Genomic DNA, 18,432 nt, shown 5'->3' with positions numbered 1-18,432 from the left:
CCGCAGCCAGGCGCCATCCGCCGCAGGCGGGGTCACACGCCGCCATGCAGCACGGTCACAACCCGTCAAGCAGCGCGGCCAGACGTCGCAACGCAGCGCGGCCAGACGTCGCAACGCAGCGCGGCCAGACGTCGCAACGCAGCGCGGCCAGACGTCGCAGCGCAGCGCGGCCAGACACCCGTCAAGCAGCGCGGTCAGATACCGCGATGCAGCGCGGCTGACGCGGGGCCCGGAAGCGGGCCAGCCCTCAGATCCAGGCGCGCGGGTCGGCTGCCAGCTCGGTGACGCGCGCGGGCAGGGTGCCCGCGGCCACGTCGGCGACGCTGACCAGCTCCAGGATCTCCCGCTCACTTGCCCGCAGCGCGATCCAGACCTCCTGGAGCGCGCGGGCCGGGCCGTGGTAGCCGAGCTGCTCAGGGCGCTGCCCGCGTACGTGGGCGAGCGGCCCGTCGACCACCCGGATCACCTCGGCGAGGGAGATCTCCTCGGCGGGGCGCGCCAGCCAGTAGCCGCCCTCCGGGCCACGCTGGGCGTGCACGATGCCGCCCCGGCGCAACTGGAGCAGGATGCTCTCCAGGAACTTCGGCGGGATTTCCTGGGCACGGGCGATCTGTTCGGCCGTGACCGGCCGGCCACGCCCAGGACCACTGGCCGTCGCGGCAAGCTCAGCGGCCGCGCGGAGGGCATAGTCGACCCGGGCGGAGAGGCGCATGTCGGCAAGATTAGCCGCTGGCCAGCCGGCCAGGCCGCCGCCCCTCGACCGATCGGGCACGCATCGATGGAGACCCGCGCTATTTGCGCCCGTTCCGGCCGCAGTCGAGGACCAGTGAAGCACCTCATCATCCACCGTTCGGTGGGGGCCGAAATGGCGGTATGGGGCGTCCCTATGCTGGGCGGGGTCACGACCGTCAGACCGGTAGAGCGGCGCCGGGCAGCATATTGACAAACATCGGGGGGAAGGCAACACGATGACCGATATCGCCACACGCACCTGGGATGGCATGACCATCCCGGTCGCCGGCTCCTATCTTCTCGATCAGGCGCACAAGCGGATCGGTTTCCTGTCCCGGCACATGATGGTGAGCCCGGTGCGCGGCGAGTTCGCCGAGGCCACGGCGCAGATCTTCGTGGCGGAGGACCCGCTGCTCAGCTCGGTGACGGCGACGATCGCATCGGCAAGCATCACCACCGGCAGCGTCGACCGGGACACGCATCTGAAGAGTGCCGACTTCCTTGATGTGGAGCGCTACCCCACCCTCGAATATCGAAGCACGGGCATCAAGTGGAAGGGCAACGAGGACCCCATCTTTCAATGGGCCCGTCTGCGCACCCATCGGCTCGGTGGGCGGGGCCGGAGTCCCATTGTTCCGTCAAAGTCCGATGGCACCCCTGGACGATTCGTGCTCACCGGCGAGTTGACGGTGAAGGGAATCACCCGGGCTGTCGACCTTGAGGTGAATTTCGGTGGTGCCCGTACTGATCCGTACGGGCAGAACATCTTCGGATTCAGCGCGACGGCCGAAATGAACCGCGAGGACTACGGCCTGCTCTGGAATGTCGCGCTCGAGAGCGGCGGGGTGCTGGTCGGCAAGTCGGTGCAGATCGAAATCGCCGGCGAGGCTATCTACCAGGCCTGACGCGCTTCATCCCCGCCAAGACGCGCCCTGTGGGGGTGCGCGCCTGGCGGGGGTGACTGACCGGATCAGGCGCCTACGCGGCGCAGCAGGCCTTCTTGGACGGCGCTGGCGATCTGCTGGCCGTCCGCGGTGAACATCCGGCCGGTCGCCAGCCCACGCGCGCCGGACGCCGACGGGCTCAGGCAGTCGTAGAGGAACCACTCATCGGCGCGGAACGGCCGGTGGAACCACAGCGCGTGGTCGAGGCTCGCGCCGACCAACCCGCCCGGCCCCCACACCTCGCCGTGCACGGAGAGCACCGAGTCCAGCAGGGTGAGGTCCGAGGCGTAGGTGAGCGCGCAGGCGTGCAGCAGCGGGTCGTCCGGCAGTTTGCCGTCGATCCGCATCCAGACGCGCTGGTGCGGGTCGGCGGGCCGGTCGCCGGGACGGACCCAGCCGGGCTCGCCGACGTAGCGCACGTCGATCGGACGTGGGATCTGACCCCAGATGCCCAGCCGCTCCGGGTAGCGGGACAGCCGGTCGGTCATCGTCGGCACGTCCTGCGGCGGGGGTACGTCGAGTGGGGCCGGGGCCTGATGGTCCAGGCCCTCTTCGGTGCGCTGGAACGACGCCGACATGAAGAAGATCGGCTTGTCGTGCTGAAGGGCGACCGAGCGGCGGACCGAGAAGGACCGGCCGTCGCGGATGTTCTCCACCTGGTATTCGATCGGCTCGACCGGATCGCCGGGGCGAACGAAGTAGCCGTGCAGCGAGTGCACGAACCGCTCCGGGTCGACCGTGCGGCCGGCGGCGACCAGGGCCTGACCCGCGACCTGGCCGCCGTACACCCGTTGTGGACCGACCGGGGGGCTCATCCCCCGGAAGGTCATCTCCCCGGTCGGGTCGAGGTCAAGCACTTCCAGCAGCTGGTCCACCGCCGCCTGGCCGACCGCGACCCGACCGTCGGTCACTGCAGCGCCCGCGCCGACGCCGCGTCGACAAGCGAGCCGAGCTGGTGGACGCGCAGCGTGTTGGTCGAGCCGGGGGTGCCGGGCGGGCTGCCCGCCACGATCACCACGTAGTCACCGGGGTTGGCCCGGTTGAGGCCGAGCAGTGCCTGGTCGACCTGGCGGAACATGTCGTCCGTGTGCTGCACGAACGGCATCAGGAAGGTCTCCACACCCCAGGTGAGGGCGAGCTGGTCGCGCACCTCGGGGACCGGGGTGAAGGCCAGCAGCGGCAGGTCGCAGTGCAGGCGGGACAGCCGTCGGACGGTGTCACCGGTCTGCGAGAAGGCGACGAGCGCCTTGGCGTTGATGGCCCGGGCGATCGACGAGGCGGCAACGGTGAGCGCGCCACCGTGGGTACGCGGGTCGTGCTGCAGCCGGGGCACCCCGATCGAACCGGACTCGGTGGTCGTCACGATCTTGGCCATGGTGCTGACGGTCAGCACCGGGTACTTGCCGACGCTGGTCTCGCCGGAGAGCATCACCGCGTCCGCGCCGTCGAGCACGGCGTTGGCGACGTCGGAGGCCTCCGCCCGGGTGGGGCGAGAGTTTTCGATCATGGAGTCGAGCATCTGGGTGGCCACGATGACCGGCTTGGCGTTCTCCCGGCACAGCTGCACGGCGCGCTTCTGCACCAGGGGGACCTCGTCCAGCGGCATCTCGACACCGAGGTCACCGCGGGCGACCATCACGCCGTCGAAGGCCAGCACGATGGCCTCAAGGTGCTCCACCGCCTCCGGCTTCTCGACCTTGGCCAGCACCGGCCGGAACACGTTCTCCTCGGCCATGATGTTGTGGACGAGCTTGATGTCCTCGGCCGAGCGGACGAAGGAGAGCGCGACCAGGTCGACGCCGAGGCCCAGGGAGAAGCGCAGGTCCTCGGCGTCCTTCTCCGACATGGCGGGCACGCTGACCGCCACGTTGGGCAGCGAGACGCCCTTGTTGTTGGAGACCGGGCCGCCCTCGGTGACCAGGCAGCGGATGTCGTTGCCGGTGACGTCGGTGACCTCGACGGCGACCCGGCCGTCGTCGATCAGGAGCCGGTCACCGGGCTTCACCTCGTAGGGCAACTTGCGGTAGGTGCAGGAGACCCGCTCCTTGGTGCCGAGGATGTCGTCGCCGGTGATCACGACCGAGTCGCCGGTGCGCCAGTCGTGGGGGCCGTCGGCGAACTTGCCGAGCCGGATCTTGGGGCCCTGCAGGTCGGCGAGGATCGCCACGGGCTTACCTGCCGCCTCGGACGCCTCCCGGACCAGTCGGTAGACCGCCTCGTGGTCGGCGTGGCTGCCGTGGCTGAAGTTGAGCCTCGCCACGTTCATGCCGGCCTCGACAAGACCCCGGATGCGCTCCGGGGATGAGGTGGCGGGACCCAGAGTGCAGACGATCTTAACGCGGCGTGTCACGCCCATCAGGCTAGTCTCTCCTTCAGGTCGGACCCGGGGCCGACCCATTGCAGGCAGTGGAACATGTGTCGAACGACGCGCGGTGCGCGTCGGGCCGGCGGGCGAAAACCGCGCCGGGAACGTTGTGGCGACGGGCAACGGCGACCGCGCGCCGGGAATCGTACGCCTCTGTTGACGTGCGCTGTCGGGGTGCTCCCGGCAGAGGCTCACCGTGGGTGCCCCGACGGCGGCAGGGTGGGCACCGCGGTGAGCAGGTCACGCGGGTCGTAGTGGTGCTTTGCCCGGCGCAGCCGCGCCCAGTTCGTGCCGTAGGCGAGCCGGACCCGGTCGGTCTCTTCCGGGGCGAGCAGGTTGGGGTAACCACCGGGCAGGGCGTGCGGGGCGAGCGTTGTCGAGGTGCGCTCGGCCCACTCCCGGTGCGGCCCGGCCTGCTCGCCGGGTGCCCAGACCGCGATGATCTCGGTCAGCAGGTGGTCCCTCCGCAGGCCGAACGCCGTGTCGGCGAGCCGGACCCGGGTGGCGGCACCGTGGAAGTGATGCAGGGCCAGCGCGGAGAACGGCGAGCTGACCTGCCGGGCCGCGTCGACGAGGGCATCCACCGTGCCGTCGGTCAGCCTGGGAAGCCACCGGGTACGCAGCAGGTAGTGGTTGCCGTCGACCATCCCGCCGTCGAACATCCGCAGCGCGTCCGCGTACGGCATCGGGGTGATCTGGTCGACCAGCGGGGTGCCCAGCGCGCGCAGCCGCTCCACCCACGGCGACCCGGCGTCCAGGTCCGGGCCGCTGTAGAACGGGCAGACGAAGACCACGGGCTCACCGGCCGGGCCGGGCAGGAAGCCGGCCATCACGGTCAGCTCGTCCGGGGCTTCGGCGATCAGCGCGCCGTAGCCGCGCAGCACGGCCGGCGCCTCCGCCAGCGCGAACATGATCATGCCGGCCAGCACGGCGGGCAGCCGGTGCGCGCGAAAGCGCAGCTCGGTGACCACACCGAGGTTCCCGCCGCCGCCGCGTAGCGCCCAGAACAGCTCGGCGTCGTGCTGAGGGTCGGCGGTGATCCGGCGACCGCCGGCGAGGACCACCTCCGCACCGAGCAGGTTGTCCAAGGTCAGGCCGAACCGGCCGCAGAGCGGGCCGTACCCGCCGGCGAGGGTGAGCCCCGCCATGCCCACGTCGCGCACCACACCGGTGGGCACCACGAGGTCGTACGGGCGGGCGGCGGCGAGCAGTTCGGCCGTCGTGGTGCCGCCTCCAACGGTCACCGTGGCCGCGTCCGGGTCGACCCGGACGGCACGCAGCCCGGTCAGGTCGAGCACCAGGCCACCGTCGCGCAGCGCCCGGCCGGCCCAGTCGTGCCCGCCGGAGCGGACCGAGAGGGGCAGGTGACACCGGGCGGCGATGCGCACCGCGTCGGCCACCTCGTCGGAGTTCAGACATTCGGCGACCAGTACGGGTGAGCGGTCCACCGCGCCGTTCCAGAGCCGGGTGGCGGTGACGAAGCCGGGTTCGCCCGGCTCGTGCAGCCGGTCGCCGAGCAGGGCGCGCAGCCGGGCGGTGGCTGTCGCGACATCGGGGGTGGCTGCGGAGATCATGGCGACTCCTCGACCGGGGCCGACCCAAGGCTTCCGGGTGCGCCCAGGCGGCGGCCCTCGCTGGCGCGACCGTAACACCGGCATGCCGCCGAGCGCCGTCGTCATCACGACAGCCGCCGATCGACCGGCAGCTCAGCTCTCGGTCTTGACCAGTGGAAACTCCAGGGACCCGGCCGGGCAGAGGAAGCTCAGCACGTCCACCCGGTAGAGCCCGGCCTGCACCGCCGGGTCGGCCTCCAGCACGCTGCGGACGTCGTCGACGCTGCCGGTGCGGGCCAGCCCGAAGCCGATCGGCGGGTCCGGGTTGCGGGCCGGCCCGTCGATCGAGCCGGCGACCAGGATGATGCCGCTGCGCTGCAACGCCTGCATGTGCTCAGCGTGCTCCGACTGCAACCGCTGAACGGTCTCGGCGGGCAGGACCCGTCCGGCCGCGCCGGGATAGATCACGATGCACTCGTACGTGTCGAGCGCGAAGTTGACCTGCGGCACTGACGCCATGGGTGCTCCCTCCGCCGTCGCGCCGGAAACACACCGGCCCCGGCCAGCGTCGCACGTACGCCCCGCTCGTACCGGACGCTTGCGGGCAACTGGCCTCGGCGGGCTGATCACGTGTCCGGGCACACACAGTCGGCCGACACGCAGGACGACGGCCGAGTTCCGGGGGATGATCTACCCATGGCGACCAACATCAGTGAGCAGCCCGCGAAGGCGTCCGGCACCTACCGGATCGGCGGCGACGTCACCGTCAACCGCCTCGGTTACGGGGCGATGCAGATCACCGGCCCGGGTGTCTGGGGTGACCCGAAGGACCCAGCGGAGGCGGTCCGGGTGCTGCGTCGGGCCATCGAGCTGGGCGTGACGTTCATCGACACCGCCGACTCGTACGGGCCGTTCGTCTCGGAGCTGCTGATCCGCGAGGCTCTGCACCCGTACGCCGACGATCTGGTCATCGCGACCAAGGCCGGGCTGACCCGCTCGGGCCCGGGCGACTGGCGCCCGGTGGGCCGCCCGGAATACCTGCGTCAGCAGTGTGAGCTGAGCCTGCGCCACCTCGGCCTGGACAGCATCCCGCTGTACCAGCTGCACCGGATCGACGAGAAGGTGCCGCTGGCCGATCAGCTGGGTGAGCTGGCGCTGTTGCGGCAGGAGGGCAAGATCCAGCACATCGGGCTGTCCGAGGTGAGCGTCGCGCAGATCGAGGAGTCTCGCGCGATCACCACGATCGCCTCCGTACAGAACCTGTACAACCTCGCGAACCGCAGCGCCGAGGACGTGCTGGAGTACTGCGAACGCAACGACCTCGCGTTCATCCCGTGGTTCCCGATCGCCACCGGCGAGCTGGCCCGCCCGGGCGGCCCGCTGGACGCCATCTCCAACGCGCACGGCGCGTCGCCCGCACAGCTCGCGCTGGCCTGGCTGCTGCGCCGCTCGCCGGTGATGCTGCCGATCCCCGGTACGTCCTCGGTGGCGCACCTGGAGGAGAACGTGAGCGCGGCCGACGTGCGGCTCACCGACGACGAGTTCGAGGCGCTGGCCAAGGCGAGCTGACGCGTCGGGTTCGGACGTCGCCGGTTCAGTCGGCGGCGTCCGAACCGGGCTCCCGGGCCAACGCGTCGGTAACCCGTTGTTCCGGCGGGGGGCGCAACCGGGCATACCGCTGCGCTCCATATCGGACCTCCGGCGGCGACTGGCATGCTGTGGCCGTGGCTGTCGACAAACCCACCGCGCACCAGCTGCGAGTGATGCCGTGGTGGCTGGTCCTGATCGGCCTGCTGGTCGCCGTGGCGCTGGGCTGGCTTGTGCTGGACCTGCTGCTCAGCGAAGCCGACCGGGCCAGCCAGCCGGACACCCGCGCCACCCTGCGCATCGACGCGATCCGCACCGGCCTGACCGTCGTCGCGGGCACCGGAGGAGGGCTCGCGCTGCTGCTGGCCGCGCGCCGGCAGTGGATCACCGAGCGCGCGCAGCGGCATCAGGAGGGCGTCGCCGCCCAGGACCAGGCACACCGGGACCGGGTGCAGTCGCACGCCGAGGCGGTGGCCGTAGCCGCTCAGCGCCACCAGGACCGGCAGTCCAGCGCGGCCGAACACGACGCCGCCGAGCGTCGGCTGACCGAGCTCTACACCAGCGCGGTCGAGTTGCTCGGCAACGACAGCGCGGCGGTACGCCTCGGCGGCCTGCACGCCCTGGAACGCCTCGGTCAGGACAATCCGGGGCAGCGCCCGACGATCGCGGCGGTGCTCTGCGCGTACCTGCGGATGCCGGCGGGCGACGGCGAGCCGCGCGAGACGGAGGTGCGACGCACCGCGCAGCGCGTGCTCACCCGGCACCTGCGCGCGGACGACGCGGCCTACTGGCCGGAGGTCACACTGGACCTGACCGGTGCCGCGCTTGTCGACTTCGACGCCGCCGGCTGCACCCTGGTCGACGCGAACTTCACGGCGGCGGTGTTCACCGGCACGACCATTTTCGCGGGCGCGACGGCGCGGGGGCGCCTCCTGCTCGGGGCGGCGGTCTTCGGTGACGTGGTCTTCGACGATCTCAACGCCGACGGGGAGGTCGTGCTGGACGGTGCCCACGTCGGCGGTTCGGCCAGCTTCGACGGGGCGGCGTTCGACGACCTGTCCTGCCGGCGGTCCAGCTTCGCCGGCCCGGCCTCGTTTCGTCGGGCGACCTTTGGTCAGCCGACCAGCTTCGACGCGACCCGCTTCGGAGATGCCGCCAGCTTTCGGGAGGCCGAGTTTGTCGGCGCCCTCTCGATGGAGCACACCGAGTTCGGCGGGTCGGCCAGCTTCCACGCCGCCCGTTTCACGAACATGGCGCTGTTCCGCTGGACGATCTTCGGCGCGGAGGCGCTGTTCGACCACGCCCGCTTCACCGACGCGGCGAACTTCGGCCGGGCGCGATTCCACAACATGGCCAGCTTCCGCGATGCACAGTTCAGCCGGCCGCCACAGGTCGACCAGGCACGGGCGGTGACCGATCCTGGTCACCGGTGGCCGACAGGCGCCGTGGTCGAACGACTCGACGACGAATGGCTGCTGCTGACCGACAGCTGAGCGGTCAGCGGGTGGCGGCCGAGGGGCGCAATCCGTCCAGAGCCACACCGAGCACCCGGTCGCGCTGCTCGGGCGACGGGAACTGGGCCATCGTGAGACCGCTGATCAACCGCACCACGTCGTCGAAACCGATGTCGTCGCGGACCACACCGGCTGTCTGGGCGCGACTCATCAGCGGCTCACCGGCGGCGTAGATCTCCGTCCGGCAGCTCGTGAAGATCTCCGAGTCGTGCAGCAACTGCTCGGCGAGCGCCCGCTTGGTGGCGACGTACGCGACGAACCGGTGCAGCCAGGCGACGAGGGCATCCCACGGGGGCAGCTCGGCCAGATCCTCGGCGGAGCGGCTCAGCGCCCGGACCTCCTCGACGTAGACGGCCTCGAACAGGTGACGGCGCGTGGGGAAGTTGCGGTAGAGCGTGCCAATGCCCACCCCGGCCCGGCGGGCCACGTCCTCCAGGGAGGCGGCCGCGCCGTTCTCGGCGAACGCGTCGCGCGCCGCTGCGATCGGAGTGGGCGACGACGTCCACTGTCGCCGCGCCGGTGCTGGCGCGCACCTGGTCGACGTAGCTGGCGAAGGCGCGGGCGGACGTGGGGATGTCGCCGCGACCCAGGCCCGGCAGCTGGCAGACGTAGGCGCGGTAGCCGCCGGCGCGCAGCCGGGCGGCCAGCGGCTCGTACGCGACGGCGACGCCGCTGAGCCCGCCGACCACGATCACCGGGTTGGCCGCGGCAGCGGAGGCGAAGGCGGTGGGGGCGGCGGGGATCGGGGTGGGAGCGGCGGTCGCCGTGCCGGCGGACGCGAACAGGGCGGCAGCGACGAGGGACCCGACGAGGGCCGTCTTTCGGAGCAGCATGGCTGCACCTTCGGGGGGGGAGGCACCCGGCGTACCGGGCAGGTGGGTGGGGTGTCCGGTCGACCGTGCGACGATCATGCCCGCCTTGATTCAGAAGCGTCAATGACTTGTTACGCGCGGGTAACCCGTTGTGTCACCGAAAGGGTGAACCGGCAATTCGGCCACGCTCCACATCGGACCGCCGGCCCGCGACCGCCCGTCCGCAACGGTGGGCCGGCTCGTCTTCGCGACTCGGCTTCGACAGCGACGACGATGCGGGTGGAGGCCGCGCGCAGGGCGTCGAATGGGGCTCGTAGAGACAGCAGGGAGACCAGGTTCTGGGCGAGCAGCACGTAATCGCGTGCCCCGTCGTCGGTGGTGGGCAGGCCGAACGCCGCCGGGTCCGGGCCGGGCCCGCACTGCTGGGTGTATGACGCCCACGCCGGGCGCCTTGATAGCGTGACCCGGCTTTCGAACATCGAGCGGCGTCACCCGGGGGAACTCATGGCCAAGCGACGAGCGGACCGTCGATCGTGGTTCATCCTGCTGACGGGGATCGCGATACTGATCCTCGGCGCGGTGTCCCTGGCGGCGGGCTCGAACTCCTGCGGCGGCTCGAAGATGAGCGAGGGCGACACGTGCATCACCTACCGCGACGGACAGCGCAGCGTCGAAGACGCCGAGGGGCAGCGCACCGTCAACCAGTCTGAGGCTGGCGCCCTGATCGGCCTGGGCGCCCTGATGGCCCTGCTCGGCGGGTTCCTGATCCGCGGCGACCGCGGGACGGACCCGTCGGCCCCGGTGACCGACCGGCTTGAGCTGGCCCGCCGGGAGGGCTGGCAGTTCACCGAGGTGGACGCGGAACTGGTGGACACCTTGCGGCATCACCTCCGGTTCGAGAGCAGCCCGGCGGCGTGGTCGGTGCTGCGCGGCACCCACGACGGGTTGCGGTTCGTGATCTTCGACTACACCTGGATCGGGAAGACGTTCACGGCCTGGCTGGTCCATCTGCCCGAGCCGTCTCCGGAGTTCGCCAGGTGGGCTACGTCCACCACTTCCGGGTGGCGCAAGCCGCTCACCGATGTGGTGGTGGACGAGCGTGCGGTGATCGGGTCCGGCCCGGTGTTCCGCGCGAAGGACCCCGAGCGGGTGCTCAAGCCGATCCGGTCCCTGACCGAGCTGGTGCGCCGGTACGAGCGGTCCGCCACCCCACGCCGCTGATCCGGGTCATCGGCCGAGAGGCGGGCCGCGGCGCCGGGAATCAGATCTAGCGCATGCTGATCCTGTGCTCGTGGCCGAGGCGCGTGCCGGCGAGGTGTAGCCGTCCTGCCGCTGGAGATCGGGATCGGCGCGGTCACCGCCGCACCTTCCGTGCGGTGAACCAGCCCGCCTCATCCAGAGCCTCGCGCACGTCCTCCACCGTCAGGTGCCCGTAGACGCTGGTTGTGGTGGTGAGGTCAGCATGTCCGAGCAGTTTGGAGACGACCTCGACGGGCACACCATCGCGCAGCATCCGAGTGGCTGCGGTGTGCCGGTACCAGTGCGGGCCGAAGTCGGTCGCGGTCCGGCGTCGTAGCCTGCGGACCAGGTCATAGACCGCGGGGTAGGTCAGCGGATGACCGTGGGGCTTACCCCAGAGGTTGACGAACACGTAGTCGGAGTCCAAGTCGGCGTACTCACACGCCCGGGCGATCGTCGATCTGGGTCACCGCTGGCCGGCGGGCACGGTCGTGCAACGCCTCGACGACGAGTGGCTCCTGCTGGTCGACCGCTGACGCCGGGTCAGCGCACGGTGGCGCGCAGCCCGTCCAGGGCCACGCCGAGCACCCGGTCGCGTTGCGCGGGCGACGGGAACTGGGCCATCGTGAGCCCGCTGATCAACCGCACCACGTCGTCGAAACCGATGTCGTCGCGGACCACACCGGCTGCCTGGGCGCGACTCATCAGCGGCTCACCGGCGGCGTAGATCTCCGTCCGGCAGCTCGTGAAGATCTCCGAGTCGTGCAGCAACTGCTCGGCGAGCGCCCGCTTGGTGGCGACGTACGCGACGAACCGGTGCAGCCAGGCGACGAGGGCATCCCACGGGGGCAGCTCGGCCAGATCCTCGGCGGAGCGGCTCAGCGCCCGGACCTCCTCGACGTAGACGGCCTCGAACAGGTGACGGCGCGTGGGGAAGTTGCGGTAGAGCGTGCCGATGCCCACCCCGGCCCGGCGGGCCACGTCCTCCAGGGAGGCGGCCGCGCCGTTCTCGGCGAACGCGTCGCGCGCCGCTGCGATCAGGGCGTCGTAGTTGCGCCGCGCGTCGGCCCTCTTGGGCCGCTGCGCGAAGACCTCGGGCACCTGCCCCGCGCTGGTCATGACGTGCGTCACCTCATCGTGGTTGCATCCGGAGGCAGCCCTCCGCTAGCTTAGTGGAGGCGCCCCTCCGGAATCCCCGGAGGCCTGCCTCCGGTTAGCTTACCTCGGGACCCGCCCGATCGCCGCCTGGCCACCCGATCGCCCGGACCCGACACCAGAGCCCGTCGCCGACGGCGGGCGACAAGCCTCCTTTCGTACGTAATCAGGGAGTTTTCTCTCGTGGCAGTGACCTCCCGGCGCAGCTCGCGTCGGCTCACCTTCACCGTGCTCGCGGCCGGTGCCGGGTTCTACGCGATGTTGCAGTCGCTGATCACCCCGGTGCTACCGACCATCCAGCAGGACCTACACACCTCCCAGAACACCGTGACCTGGGTCCTGACCGCCTACCTGCTCTCCGCGTCGATCTTCACGCCGATCCTCGGAAGGGTCGGCGACATGATGGGCAAGGAGCGGATGCTGGTCGTCGCGCTCGCCGCGCTCGCCCTCGGCTGCCTGCTGGCCGCCATCGCGCCGAACATCGGCGTCCTCATCATCGCCCGGGTCGTGCAGGGCATCGGCGGGGCGGTCTTCCCGCTGTCGTTCGGCATCATCCGCGACGAGTTCCCGCCCGCGCGGGTCTCGTCCGCCGTCGCCGCCATCTCGGCGATCGTCGCCGTCGGCGGTGGCCTCGGCATCGTGCTGGCCGGCCCGATCGTCAGCACGTTGGACTACCGCTGGCTGTTCTGGATCCCGATGGTCGTGGTCGGGCTGACCGCCGTCGCCGCCCACCTCTTCGTCCCCGAGTCGCCAGTCCGTACCCCCGGTCGCATCGACTGGCGCGCGACCCTGCTGCTCTCCGGCTGGCTGGTCGCGCTGCTGCTGCCGATCAGCCAGGGCGCGGTCTGGGGCTGGACCTCCCCGCGGGTGCTCGGCCTGCTGGCGCTCGCCGTGGTGCTCCTGGTCGGCTGGCTGGTCGCCGAGGTGCGCTCGTCCAACCCGCTGATCGACATGCGGATGATGCGCCTGCCCGGCGTCTGGACCACCAACCTGGTCGCCCTGCTCTACGGCGCGTCGATGTTCTCCATGTACGCGTTCCTCCCGCAGTTCCTGCAGACCCCGACTGCCGCCGGCTACGGCTTCGGCGCGAGCATCAGCCAGGCCGGCCTGCTCATGCTGCCGATGGTCAGCGCGATGTTCGTCGCCGGCATCGTCGCCGGCCGACTCCAGGCCGTCTTCAGCGCCAAAGCGCAGCTCGCCACCGGTGCCGCGTTCAACGTGGCCGCCTCCGCGATGCTCGCCACCGCGCATGACACCCGTTGGGAGGTCGCCGTCGCCGGTGGCCTGGTCGGCCTCGGCATCGGTCTGGCCTTCGCGTCGATGGCCAACCTGATCGTCGCCAGCGTGCCCGCCAGCCAGACCGGCGTGGCGACCGGCATGAACGCCAACATCCGCACCATCGGAGGGGCGATCGGCGCCGCCGTGGTCAGCGGCGTGATCACCGCGAACCCACAGGCCAACGGCCTGCCCCGGGAGGCCGGCTTCACGACGGGCTTTCTCGTCCTCACGGCGATCGCACTGGCCGCCGCGCTCGCGGCCCTGGCCGTCCCGTCCGCCCGGCGGGCGTCGGCCGGTCGCCGGCCGTCCACCGCGACGATCGTCGAGTCGGAGCTAGCCGGCGAGTTCGCCACCATGCCGTCGGCACGCTGACCAAACGCCGGAGCCCGGGGGCGGTTTGCCGCCCCGGGCTCCGGCGTATCCGGCGTTTTCGGGAGTACGCTGGCCGCCTCCCCGTCCGTTCCCCGCCTTCAGGATGCGCCCATGTCCGAGTTGCTGACCGCCGACCGCATCGACGAGATCGGCGCGCTGGGCCCCGACAGCCCGGACCCGGCCGCGTTGGTCGCCGAGCTGGTGGGTGCCGTCGACGAGGGGCGGGTCGCCGACCCCGACGACATCGGACACGCCCTGCTCGTCGCCGCCGAGATCCTTGAGCAGGCGGGCGACCTGGCCGACGCGCTCGCGCTGGCCACCCGCGCCATCGCCGAACAGTCGGACGACATCGCGTACGCCCGCTCACTGCGGGGCAGCCTGTTGCTGCGCCTCGGCCGTGCGGACGAGGGCATGGCCGAGATGACCGCCCTGCGCCCGCTGCTGGAGACCGACCCAGACGCCACGTATCTGATCGACGACCTGGTGGAGGCCGGCCACACCGAGACGGCGCTGGAGTGGCTGACCGGCGCGCTGGACGCGATCCTGGAACGGAGCCGGACCCAGCAGCACGAGTCCGACGACGCGCAGGACGAGGCCGCCGCCATGATCTACGGCCTGGCCCAGGTGCGACACGACCTCCGCGAGGAGATGGGCCTGCCGCACGACGAGTACGACAACCTCGCCGACCGGCTGCGCGCCGCGAGCAACCACGCGCTCGACGCGCTGGACGAGGGCCCGGCGACGCTGCTGTTCTGGCCGCAGGCGGAGTTCAACGCGCTGATGATGCGCTGGCCCACCCTGAGCGGCAGCTACCCCGCCAGCTGGGACGAGCACCGCGCCCAGATCGAACTCGCCCTCGTCGAGGCGTCCGGGGTGGGTAGCACCGACCTGGGTGTGGTCGTCGGATCCGTTACCGGGCTGGCGGCCTTCGCCGAGCGGGAGGACCTCGACCCCACCGACGAGGAAACCCAGGACGAGTACGCCGATTCGCTCACCGGGCCCGACCTCAGGGCCTGGCCGCCCGGCCGCAACGACACCTGCTGGTGCGGATCGGGTGCCAAGTACAAGAAGTGCTGCCTGCCGCGCTCGCGCGGCTGAACGTCGCGGCCGCCGCTCGCGCGGCTGATCGTCCCTGCCCGCGCTCGCGCGGCTGATCGTCCCGGTCAGGACGCTTCGCGCACCCGCGCATCGGCGAGCCACACCTCGGCCAGGTCGCTGAGCGCGACGCCGAGGACCTCACTGAGGCAGACCACTGTGCCGAACGCGGGTGCCGGGAGCCGCCCCACCTCGATCTTGCGAAGCGTCTCCGGCGAGATGCCGGCCGCCAAGGCAACCTCGACGGGGCTGCGGCCACCTCGCGCGGCCCGAAGCGCCGCCCCGAGACGTTGCCCCGCCGCGATCTGTGCGGGAGTGAGCGGTGGGCGAACCATGTGAGCAGGATAGATCCGCCCTTGCGGACCAGCAATGCCATCGCGGCAGACGCGCCGACCAGCGTGGTATAACTATACCGGCAACAGAGAGGGAGGGGTGGATCGTGATCGAGCTCAAGTCCCCCAAGGAGATCCAACAGATGGCCGTGACCGGCCAGTTCGTCGGCGAACTGCTGGCGGAGCTGCGTGCCGTCGCCGCCGTCGGGGTCAACCTGATGGACATCGAGCACCACGCCCGCCGCCGGATCAAGGAACGTGGCGCCGAGTCCTGCTACTGGGACTACTCGCCGTCGTTCGGCCGCGGCCCGTTCCGCAACGTCCTGTGCCTCTCGGTCAACGACGCCGTGCTGCACGGCCTGCCGCACAGTTATTCGCTGCGCGACGGCGACCTGCTGAGCATCGACATGGCGGTCGGGATCGACGGCTGGGTCGCCGACTCCGCGCTGTCGGTCATCGTCGGCACTCCCGACGCGGAAGACCTGAAGCTGATCGAGGCCACCGAGGTCGCACTGGAAGCCGGGATCGACGCCGCACTGCCGGGCAATCACCTCGGCGACATCTCCGCCGCCATCGGCGAGGTCGCCCGCCGCTACGGCTACCGGGTCAACAACGAGTTCGGCGGACACGGCATCGGCCGCACCATGCACGAGGCCCCGCACGTGGCCAACGACGGCCGCTCCGGCCGGGGCCTGAAGCTCGATCCCGGCCTGACGATCGCGATCGAGCCGTGGTTCTGCCGTAACACTGACAAGATCAAGTTTGACAAGGACGGGTGGACGATCCGATCCGCCGACGGCTCCCGCACGGCCCACTCCGAGCACACCGTCGCGATCACCGAGGCCGGCCCCCAGGTGCTGACCCCCCGCCCCGGGCACGCCGCACCACTCGCTTGATCCACTCAATATCGCCGATGTGGCGGTGTCCGAGCGGGCGGACACCCCCATATCGGCGATCCTGAGTGGAATCGACCGCCGGCTCCGGCGGTGGAACCGCAGGTCGCACGGGTGGATGGTTGGTTGTGCTACCACCACCCGTGGTCAGTTTCCCAGCGCTCGGACCTTGGCGATCGTCTCCTGGACGTGCTGCTTGGCCGGGTCGCCACCCTGGGACGCCTGAGCGAGGGCCTGACGATAGGCGTCGATCATGCCAACCAGCGCACCAGCAGCCACGCCCTCGAGAGCCCCGGCGACGAGCGCCCGTGCCTCGGCTGCGTCCTGGGCTGCCGCTGCGGTCTTGGCCTTCGCCTCGTCGAGCTTCTGCGACGCCGCCGCCAACCGCGCGATGATCTGTGCTGCGCTCACGCGCACCCTCCCCCTGGTCGACCATCGCCTCCACCACCGCACTGGCGGAGACCACATGGGAGCGTACGAGATCCGTGCACCGAGCGCGACCACCCGCTTGCTCACCCGTCACCCTGCGGGCAGCGAATGCCTGACTAGCGACATTGACGGCACTTGTCCACGGGCCTCTTTGGACGGGGAAACCAGATCTTGGACACTTGCCGTTGCGAACTAACGAAAACTGTCCAAGATTGGACGCAGCACCCCGAGATCGGGGTCGTTAAGCCCTAGCGCTCAGCGACAAACACGCCGACACCGCCGACACCCTCGACCAGGCCTTCGATCTTGAGCGCGTTGATGGCCTGACGAACAACGATGGCCGAGACGTCATGCTGACGGCACAGCTCGGAGGTCGAGGGCAGCTTGTCGCCCGGCGCGAGTTCGCCGGACTTGATCCGAGCGCGGATGCCATCGGCGATCAGCGCCCACTTGGCCTTGGCGGGCATAGGTGTCTCCCAGGTCTGCCCTGCCATTTGATCACGAGCAACTTTATATAGCAAGCAATGTGCAGGCAGTACTTGCGCGTACATGACCTGTTATATAAGCTTCCCGGTGGCTGGCTCCCAGGTCTGCAACCCGGAGCTGGTTCGTTCCCACCGCGCAGGAAGCGCCCGGTCGGTCGGTCCCCCCGTCCGATCGGGCGTGCCGGGACGCGCCCGCACGCCGCCCCGGCCCAAAGCCCCGGCCTACAAAGCCCCCGCCCACAAGCCGTGACCAGCAAGGAGACCAACCCACCGGGAGTCCCGATGCCCAATCGACCCGACGATCAGCCCGACGACCCCGAACCCGCCGCCCGAAAGACACCAGGCCGACCCGAGCAACTCGTTTCCGATCAGGACGTCGAGGATGCCGACGACATGCTCTTCGCCCACCCTCCCCGTGTCGTACGCCGCTGGGTCTGCGGCTGCGGCGCGGACTACCCCTGCACGGACGTGCTCTTCGCCCGCTTGGTCAAAGCCACCGCCGAGGCGGGCGAATGAGCCACGACACCGTGGACGACCTGCGCGACGCCTGGCTGACGACGCTCGCCGCCGCCGATCGGGCCGGCGCGCACCTGCATGGGGCGGGGCCGCCCGGCCGGCGGCTGCCCTGGCAGGACGCGGTCACGGAGTGCTGGCGGGCGCTGATCCTCGTCTACGCCGGGCTGGCCGCCGATCGGCATTCGCCGACGGGCTCGGCCGGGGACCTGCTCGCCGGCCTGCGAGCGGCTCGGGTCGACGCGGATCGGGCCGCCGCGCTGGCCGCCCGTGTCCGCTGGCGGTTGGGTGCGACCGAGGACCGGCTACGGCGTACCCGAATCGTGGCGGACGCGGTCGCGGCCCGGCACTTCGCCGCGGCCATCACCAGGTTGGACCTGGTCGGCGCCCGACTCGCGGTCGGCGGCTGCCGCATCGACCGTTCGGTGGCGGCCCTGACGGGCAAACCCGCGGCACCGCCCGGCGAACCGGCGGCACCGCCCGGCAAACCCGCGGCACCGCCCGGCGAAGCGGCCCTGACCGGCGAACCGGCAGCACCGCCTGCGCCAGACCGGCCCAGCAGCGCCAGCCACGAGGACGCCGACAGCAGAAGCACTGACGAGATCGCGCGCGGCTGCCACGAGGCGAGCGCGCTGGTGACCAGGCAACGCCGACGAAGGAGACGACTCACGATGCTCAGGGGACGACGATGGTGACCGACCCGCACGCGGCGCTGCGCGGTCTGCTGGCCGGGCGGCTGCGCGGCCACGAACGGCGGCTGCGCCGGTTTGCCGAGGCGGACTGGCGGCGGTACGCGGACCTGCTCGCCGGCGCATTGCTGGTGGCGGTGCGGCGGCGGTTCGTCGCCGGGCAGGATCGGGCGCCGGTGATCCGGTTCGTGGCGTCCGCCCGGGAACGCTACGACCCCACCGGGCACGACGTCGACCCGGTGCTGGCCGAGGCGCTGATCTGGGCGGCGCTTGGTGAGCGTCCACCGGTGCCCGACAGCGCGGCGGCGATCGTCGCCCGGACGGTGTTGCTGCTCGCCCTGCTTGAGGACGAAGGTCTCACCGACAGCGAGCGCGACGAGATCCTCGCGGCCGCCGGGGCATGCGTGGACGATACGCGGACATAACAGCCAGAAGTCGATCTCCA

At 71.0% G+C, this 18,432-nt stretch carries 21 protein-coding genes and 1 pseudogene; 10 read left to right on the top strand and 12 right to left on the bottom strand.

Annotation, left to right across the window (positions count from 1 at the left end):
* Positions 1-247: 247 nt before the first annotated feature.
* Positions 248-712, bottom strand: coding sequence for an RrF2 family transcriptional regulator (locus ACLQ28_RS27255; RefSeq protein ID WP_425689109.1), 465 nt, complete (start codon positions 710-712; stop codon positions 248-250).
* A 256-nt stretch (positions 713-968) separates the two neighbouring features.
* On the opposite strand from ACLQ28_RS27255, the gene ACLQ28_RS27250 reads away from it, so the two are divergent.
* Positions 969-1,637, top strand: a complete 669-nt coding sequence (locus ACLQ28_RS27250; protein ID WP_425689108.1) for a YceI family protein — start codon at positions 969-971, stop codon at positions 1,635-1,637.
* A 65-nt stretch (positions 1,638-1,702) separates the two neighbouring features.
* On the opposite strand, the gene ACLQ28_RS27245 is transcribed toward ACLQ28_RS27250, so the two are convergent.
* From ACLQ28_RS27245 to ACLQ28_RS27230, 4 genes are all read right to left on the bottom strand, one after another.
* Positions 1,703-2,587, bottom strand: a complete 885-nt coding sequence (locus tag ACLQ28_RS27245) for an acyl-CoA thioesterase (RefSeq protein ID WP_425689107.1) — start codon at positions 2,585-2,587, stop codon at positions 1,703-1,705.
* Entirely contained in the window at positions 2,584-4,032 is a 1,449-nt protein-coding gene (pyk, locus tag ACLQ28_RS27240) for a pyruvate kinase (RefSeq protein ID WP_425689106.1), read from the bottom strand. The genes ACLQ28_RS27245 and pyk overlap by 4 nt, the downstream gene beginning before the upstream one ends.
* A gap of 200 nt (positions 4,033-4,232) precedes the next feature.
* On the bottom strand, positions 4,233-5,615 hold the full coding sequence (locus ACLQ28_RS27235) for an FAD-binding oxidoreductase (protein WP_425689105.1): 1,383 nt from the start codon (positions 5,613-5,615) through the stop codon (positions 4,233-4,235).
* Positions 5,616-5,747: 132 nt separating this feature from the next.
* Positions 5,748-6,113, bottom strand: a complete 366-nt coding sequence (locus ACLQ28_RS27230; RefSeq protein WP_425689104.1) for a YciI family protein — start codon at positions 6,111-6,113, stop codon at positions 5,748-5,750.
* Between the two features lie 177 nt (positions 6,114-6,290).
* Here ACLQ28_RS27230 and ACLQ28_RS27225 point away from each other — a divergent pair, with 177 nt between their 5' ends.
* Positions 6,291-7,163, top strand: a complete 873-nt coding sequence (locus tag ACLQ28_RS27225) for an aldo/keto reductase (RefSeq protein WP_425689103.1) — start codon at positions 6,291-6,293, stop codon at positions 7,161-7,163.
* A gap of 155 nt (positions 7,164-7,318) precedes the next feature.
* Complete coding sequence (locus ACLQ28_RS27220) at positions 7,319-8,674, top strand: pentapeptide repeat-containing protein (RefSeq protein WP_425689102.1); 1,356 nt, start codon at positions 7,319-7,321, stop codon at positions 8,672-8,674.
* A 4-nt stretch (positions 8,675-8,678) separates the two neighbouring features.
* Here ACLQ28_RS27220 and ACLQ28_RS27215 read toward each other — a convergent pair whose 3' ends face one another.
* Together ACLQ28_RS27215 and ACLQ28_RS27210 are read right to left on the bottom strand one after the other, a co-directional pair.
* Positions 8,679-9,122, bottom strand: a complete 444-nt coding sequence (locus tag ACLQ28_RS27215; RefSeq protein ID WP_425689101.1) for a TetR/AcrR family transcriptional regulator — start codon at positions 9,120-9,122, stop codon at positions 8,679-8,681.
* A pseudogene (locus ACLQ28_RS27210) lies at positions 9,106-9,528 on the bottom strand (esterase/lipase family protein); the annotation flags it as partial. The pseudogene ACLQ28_RS27210 and the gene ACLQ28_RS27215, both read right to left, overlap by 17 nt.
* Positions 9,529-10,011: 483 nt before the next feature.
* Between ACLQ28_RS27210 and ACLQ28_RS27205 the strand changes: the two are divergent.
* A complete protein-coding gene (locus tag ACLQ28_RS27205; RefSeq protein ID WP_425689100.1) occupies positions 10,012-10,728 on the top strand; it encodes a hypothetical protein in 717 nt (238 codons plus the stop codon).
* 133 nt (positions 10,729-10,861) lie between these two features.
* On the opposite strand, the gene ACLQ28_RS27200 is transcribed toward ACLQ28_RS27205, so the two are convergent.
* Both ACLQ28_RS27200 and ACLQ28_RS27195 read right to left on the bottom strand, forming a co-directional pair.
* On the bottom strand, positions 10,862-11,173 hold the full coding sequence (locus tag ACLQ28_RS27200) for a tyrosine-type recombinase/integrase (protein ID WP_425689099.1): 312 nt from the start codon (positions 11,171-11,173) through the stop codon (positions 10,862-10,864).
* Positions 11,174-11,289: 116 nt separating this feature from the next.
* Entirely contained in the window at positions 11,290-11,865 is a 576-nt protein-coding gene (locus ACLQ28_RS27195; protein ID WP_425689098.1) for a TetR/AcrR family transcriptional regulator, read from the bottom strand.
* A gap of 219 nt (positions 11,866-12,084) precedes the next feature.
* On the opposite strand from ACLQ28_RS27195, the gene ACLQ28_RS27190 reads away from it, so the two are divergent.
* A complete protein-coding gene (locus ACLQ28_RS27190; RefSeq protein ID WP_425689097.1) occupies positions 12,085-13,551 on the top strand; it encodes an MFS transporter in 1,467 nt (488 codons plus the stop codon).
* A gap of 111 nt (positions 13,552-13,662) precedes the next feature.
* Positions 13,663-14,649 carry an SEC-C domain-containing protein gene (locus ACLQ28_RS27185; RefSeq protein WP_425689096.1) on the top strand — a complete coding sequence of 329 codons (987 nt, stop codon included), beginning with the start codon at positions 13,663-13,665 and terminating at the stop codon, positions 14,647-14,649.
* Positions 14,650-14,714: 65 nt separating this feature from the next.
* On the opposite strand, the gene ACLQ28_RS27180 is transcribed toward ACLQ28_RS27185, so the two are convergent.
* The gene (locus tag ACLQ28_RS27180) at positions 14,715-14,981 is read right to left on the bottom strand and encodes a helix-turn-helix domain-containing protein (RefSeq protein WP_425689095.1); all 267 of its coding nucleotides are present in this window, start codon (positions 14,979-14,981) and stop codon (positions 14,715-14,717) included.
* Positions 14,982-15,085: 104 nt separating this feature from the next.
* Here ACLQ28_RS27180 and map point away from each other — a divergent pair, with 104 nt between their 5' ends.
* Positions 15,086-15,874 (top strand): type I methionyl aminopeptidase, encoded by a 789-nt coding sequence (gene map, locus ACLQ28_RS27175; RefSeq protein WP_425689094.1) that lies wholly within the window; start codon positions 15,086-15,088, stop codon positions 15,872-15,874.
* A 144-nt stretch (positions 15,875-16,018) separates the two neighbouring features.
* Here map and ACLQ28_RS27170 read toward each other — a convergent pair whose 3' ends face one another.
* Together ACLQ28_RS27170 and ACLQ28_RS27165 are read right to left on the bottom strand one after the other, a co-directional pair.
* A complete protein-coding gene (locus tag ACLQ28_RS27170; RefSeq protein WP_110564180.1) occupies positions 16,019-16,282 on the bottom strand; it encodes a DUF6244 family protein in 264 nt (87 codons plus the stop codon).
* A gap of 266 nt (positions 16,283-16,548) precedes the next feature.
* The gene (locus ACLQ28_RS27165) at positions 16,549-16,794 is read right to left on the bottom strand and encodes a winged helix-turn-helix domain-containing protein (RefSeq protein ID WP_110564024.1); all 246 of its coding nucleotides are present in this window, start codon (positions 16,792-16,794) and stop codon (positions 16,549-16,551) included.
* A gap of 273 nt (positions 16,795-17,067) precedes the next feature.
* Between ACLQ28_RS27165 and ACLQ28_RS27160 the strand changes: the two genes are divergently transcribed.
* Genes ACLQ28_RS27160 through ACLQ28_RS27150 form a run of 3 tightly spaced genes read left to right on the top strand, consistent with a single transcriptional unit; the run spans position 17,068 to position 18,412 of the window.
* Positions 17,068-17,301, top strand: a complete 234-nt coding sequence (locus tag ACLQ28_RS27160) for a hypothetical protein (protein ID WP_425689093.1) — start codon at positions 17,068-17,070, stop codon at positions 17,299-17,301.
* A complete protein-coding gene (locus ACLQ28_RS27155) occupies positions 17,298-17,993 on the top strand; it encodes a hypothetical protein (RefSeq protein ID WP_425689092.1) in 696 nt (231 codons plus the stop codon). The genes ACLQ28_RS27160 and ACLQ28_RS27155 overlap by 4 nt, the downstream gene beginning before the upstream one ends.
* Positions 17,990-18,412, top strand: a complete 423-nt coding sequence (locus tag ACLQ28_RS27150; protein ID WP_425689091.1) for a hypothetical protein — start codon at positions 17,990-17,992, stop codon at positions 18,410-18,412. The genes ACLQ28_RS27155 and ACLQ28_RS27150 overlap by 4 nt, the downstream gene beginning before the upstream one ends.
* Positions 18,413-18,432 lie beyond the last annotated feature (20 nt).

It is taken from the genome of Micromonospora sp. DT201 (assembly GCF_049841575.1).
GTDB lineage: Bacteria > Actinomycetota > Actinomycetes > Mycobacteriales > Micromonosporaceae > Micromonospora.
Note: the sequence above shows the minus strand (reverse complement) of the source record. Positions and strands in the feature narration are given on the sequence as shown.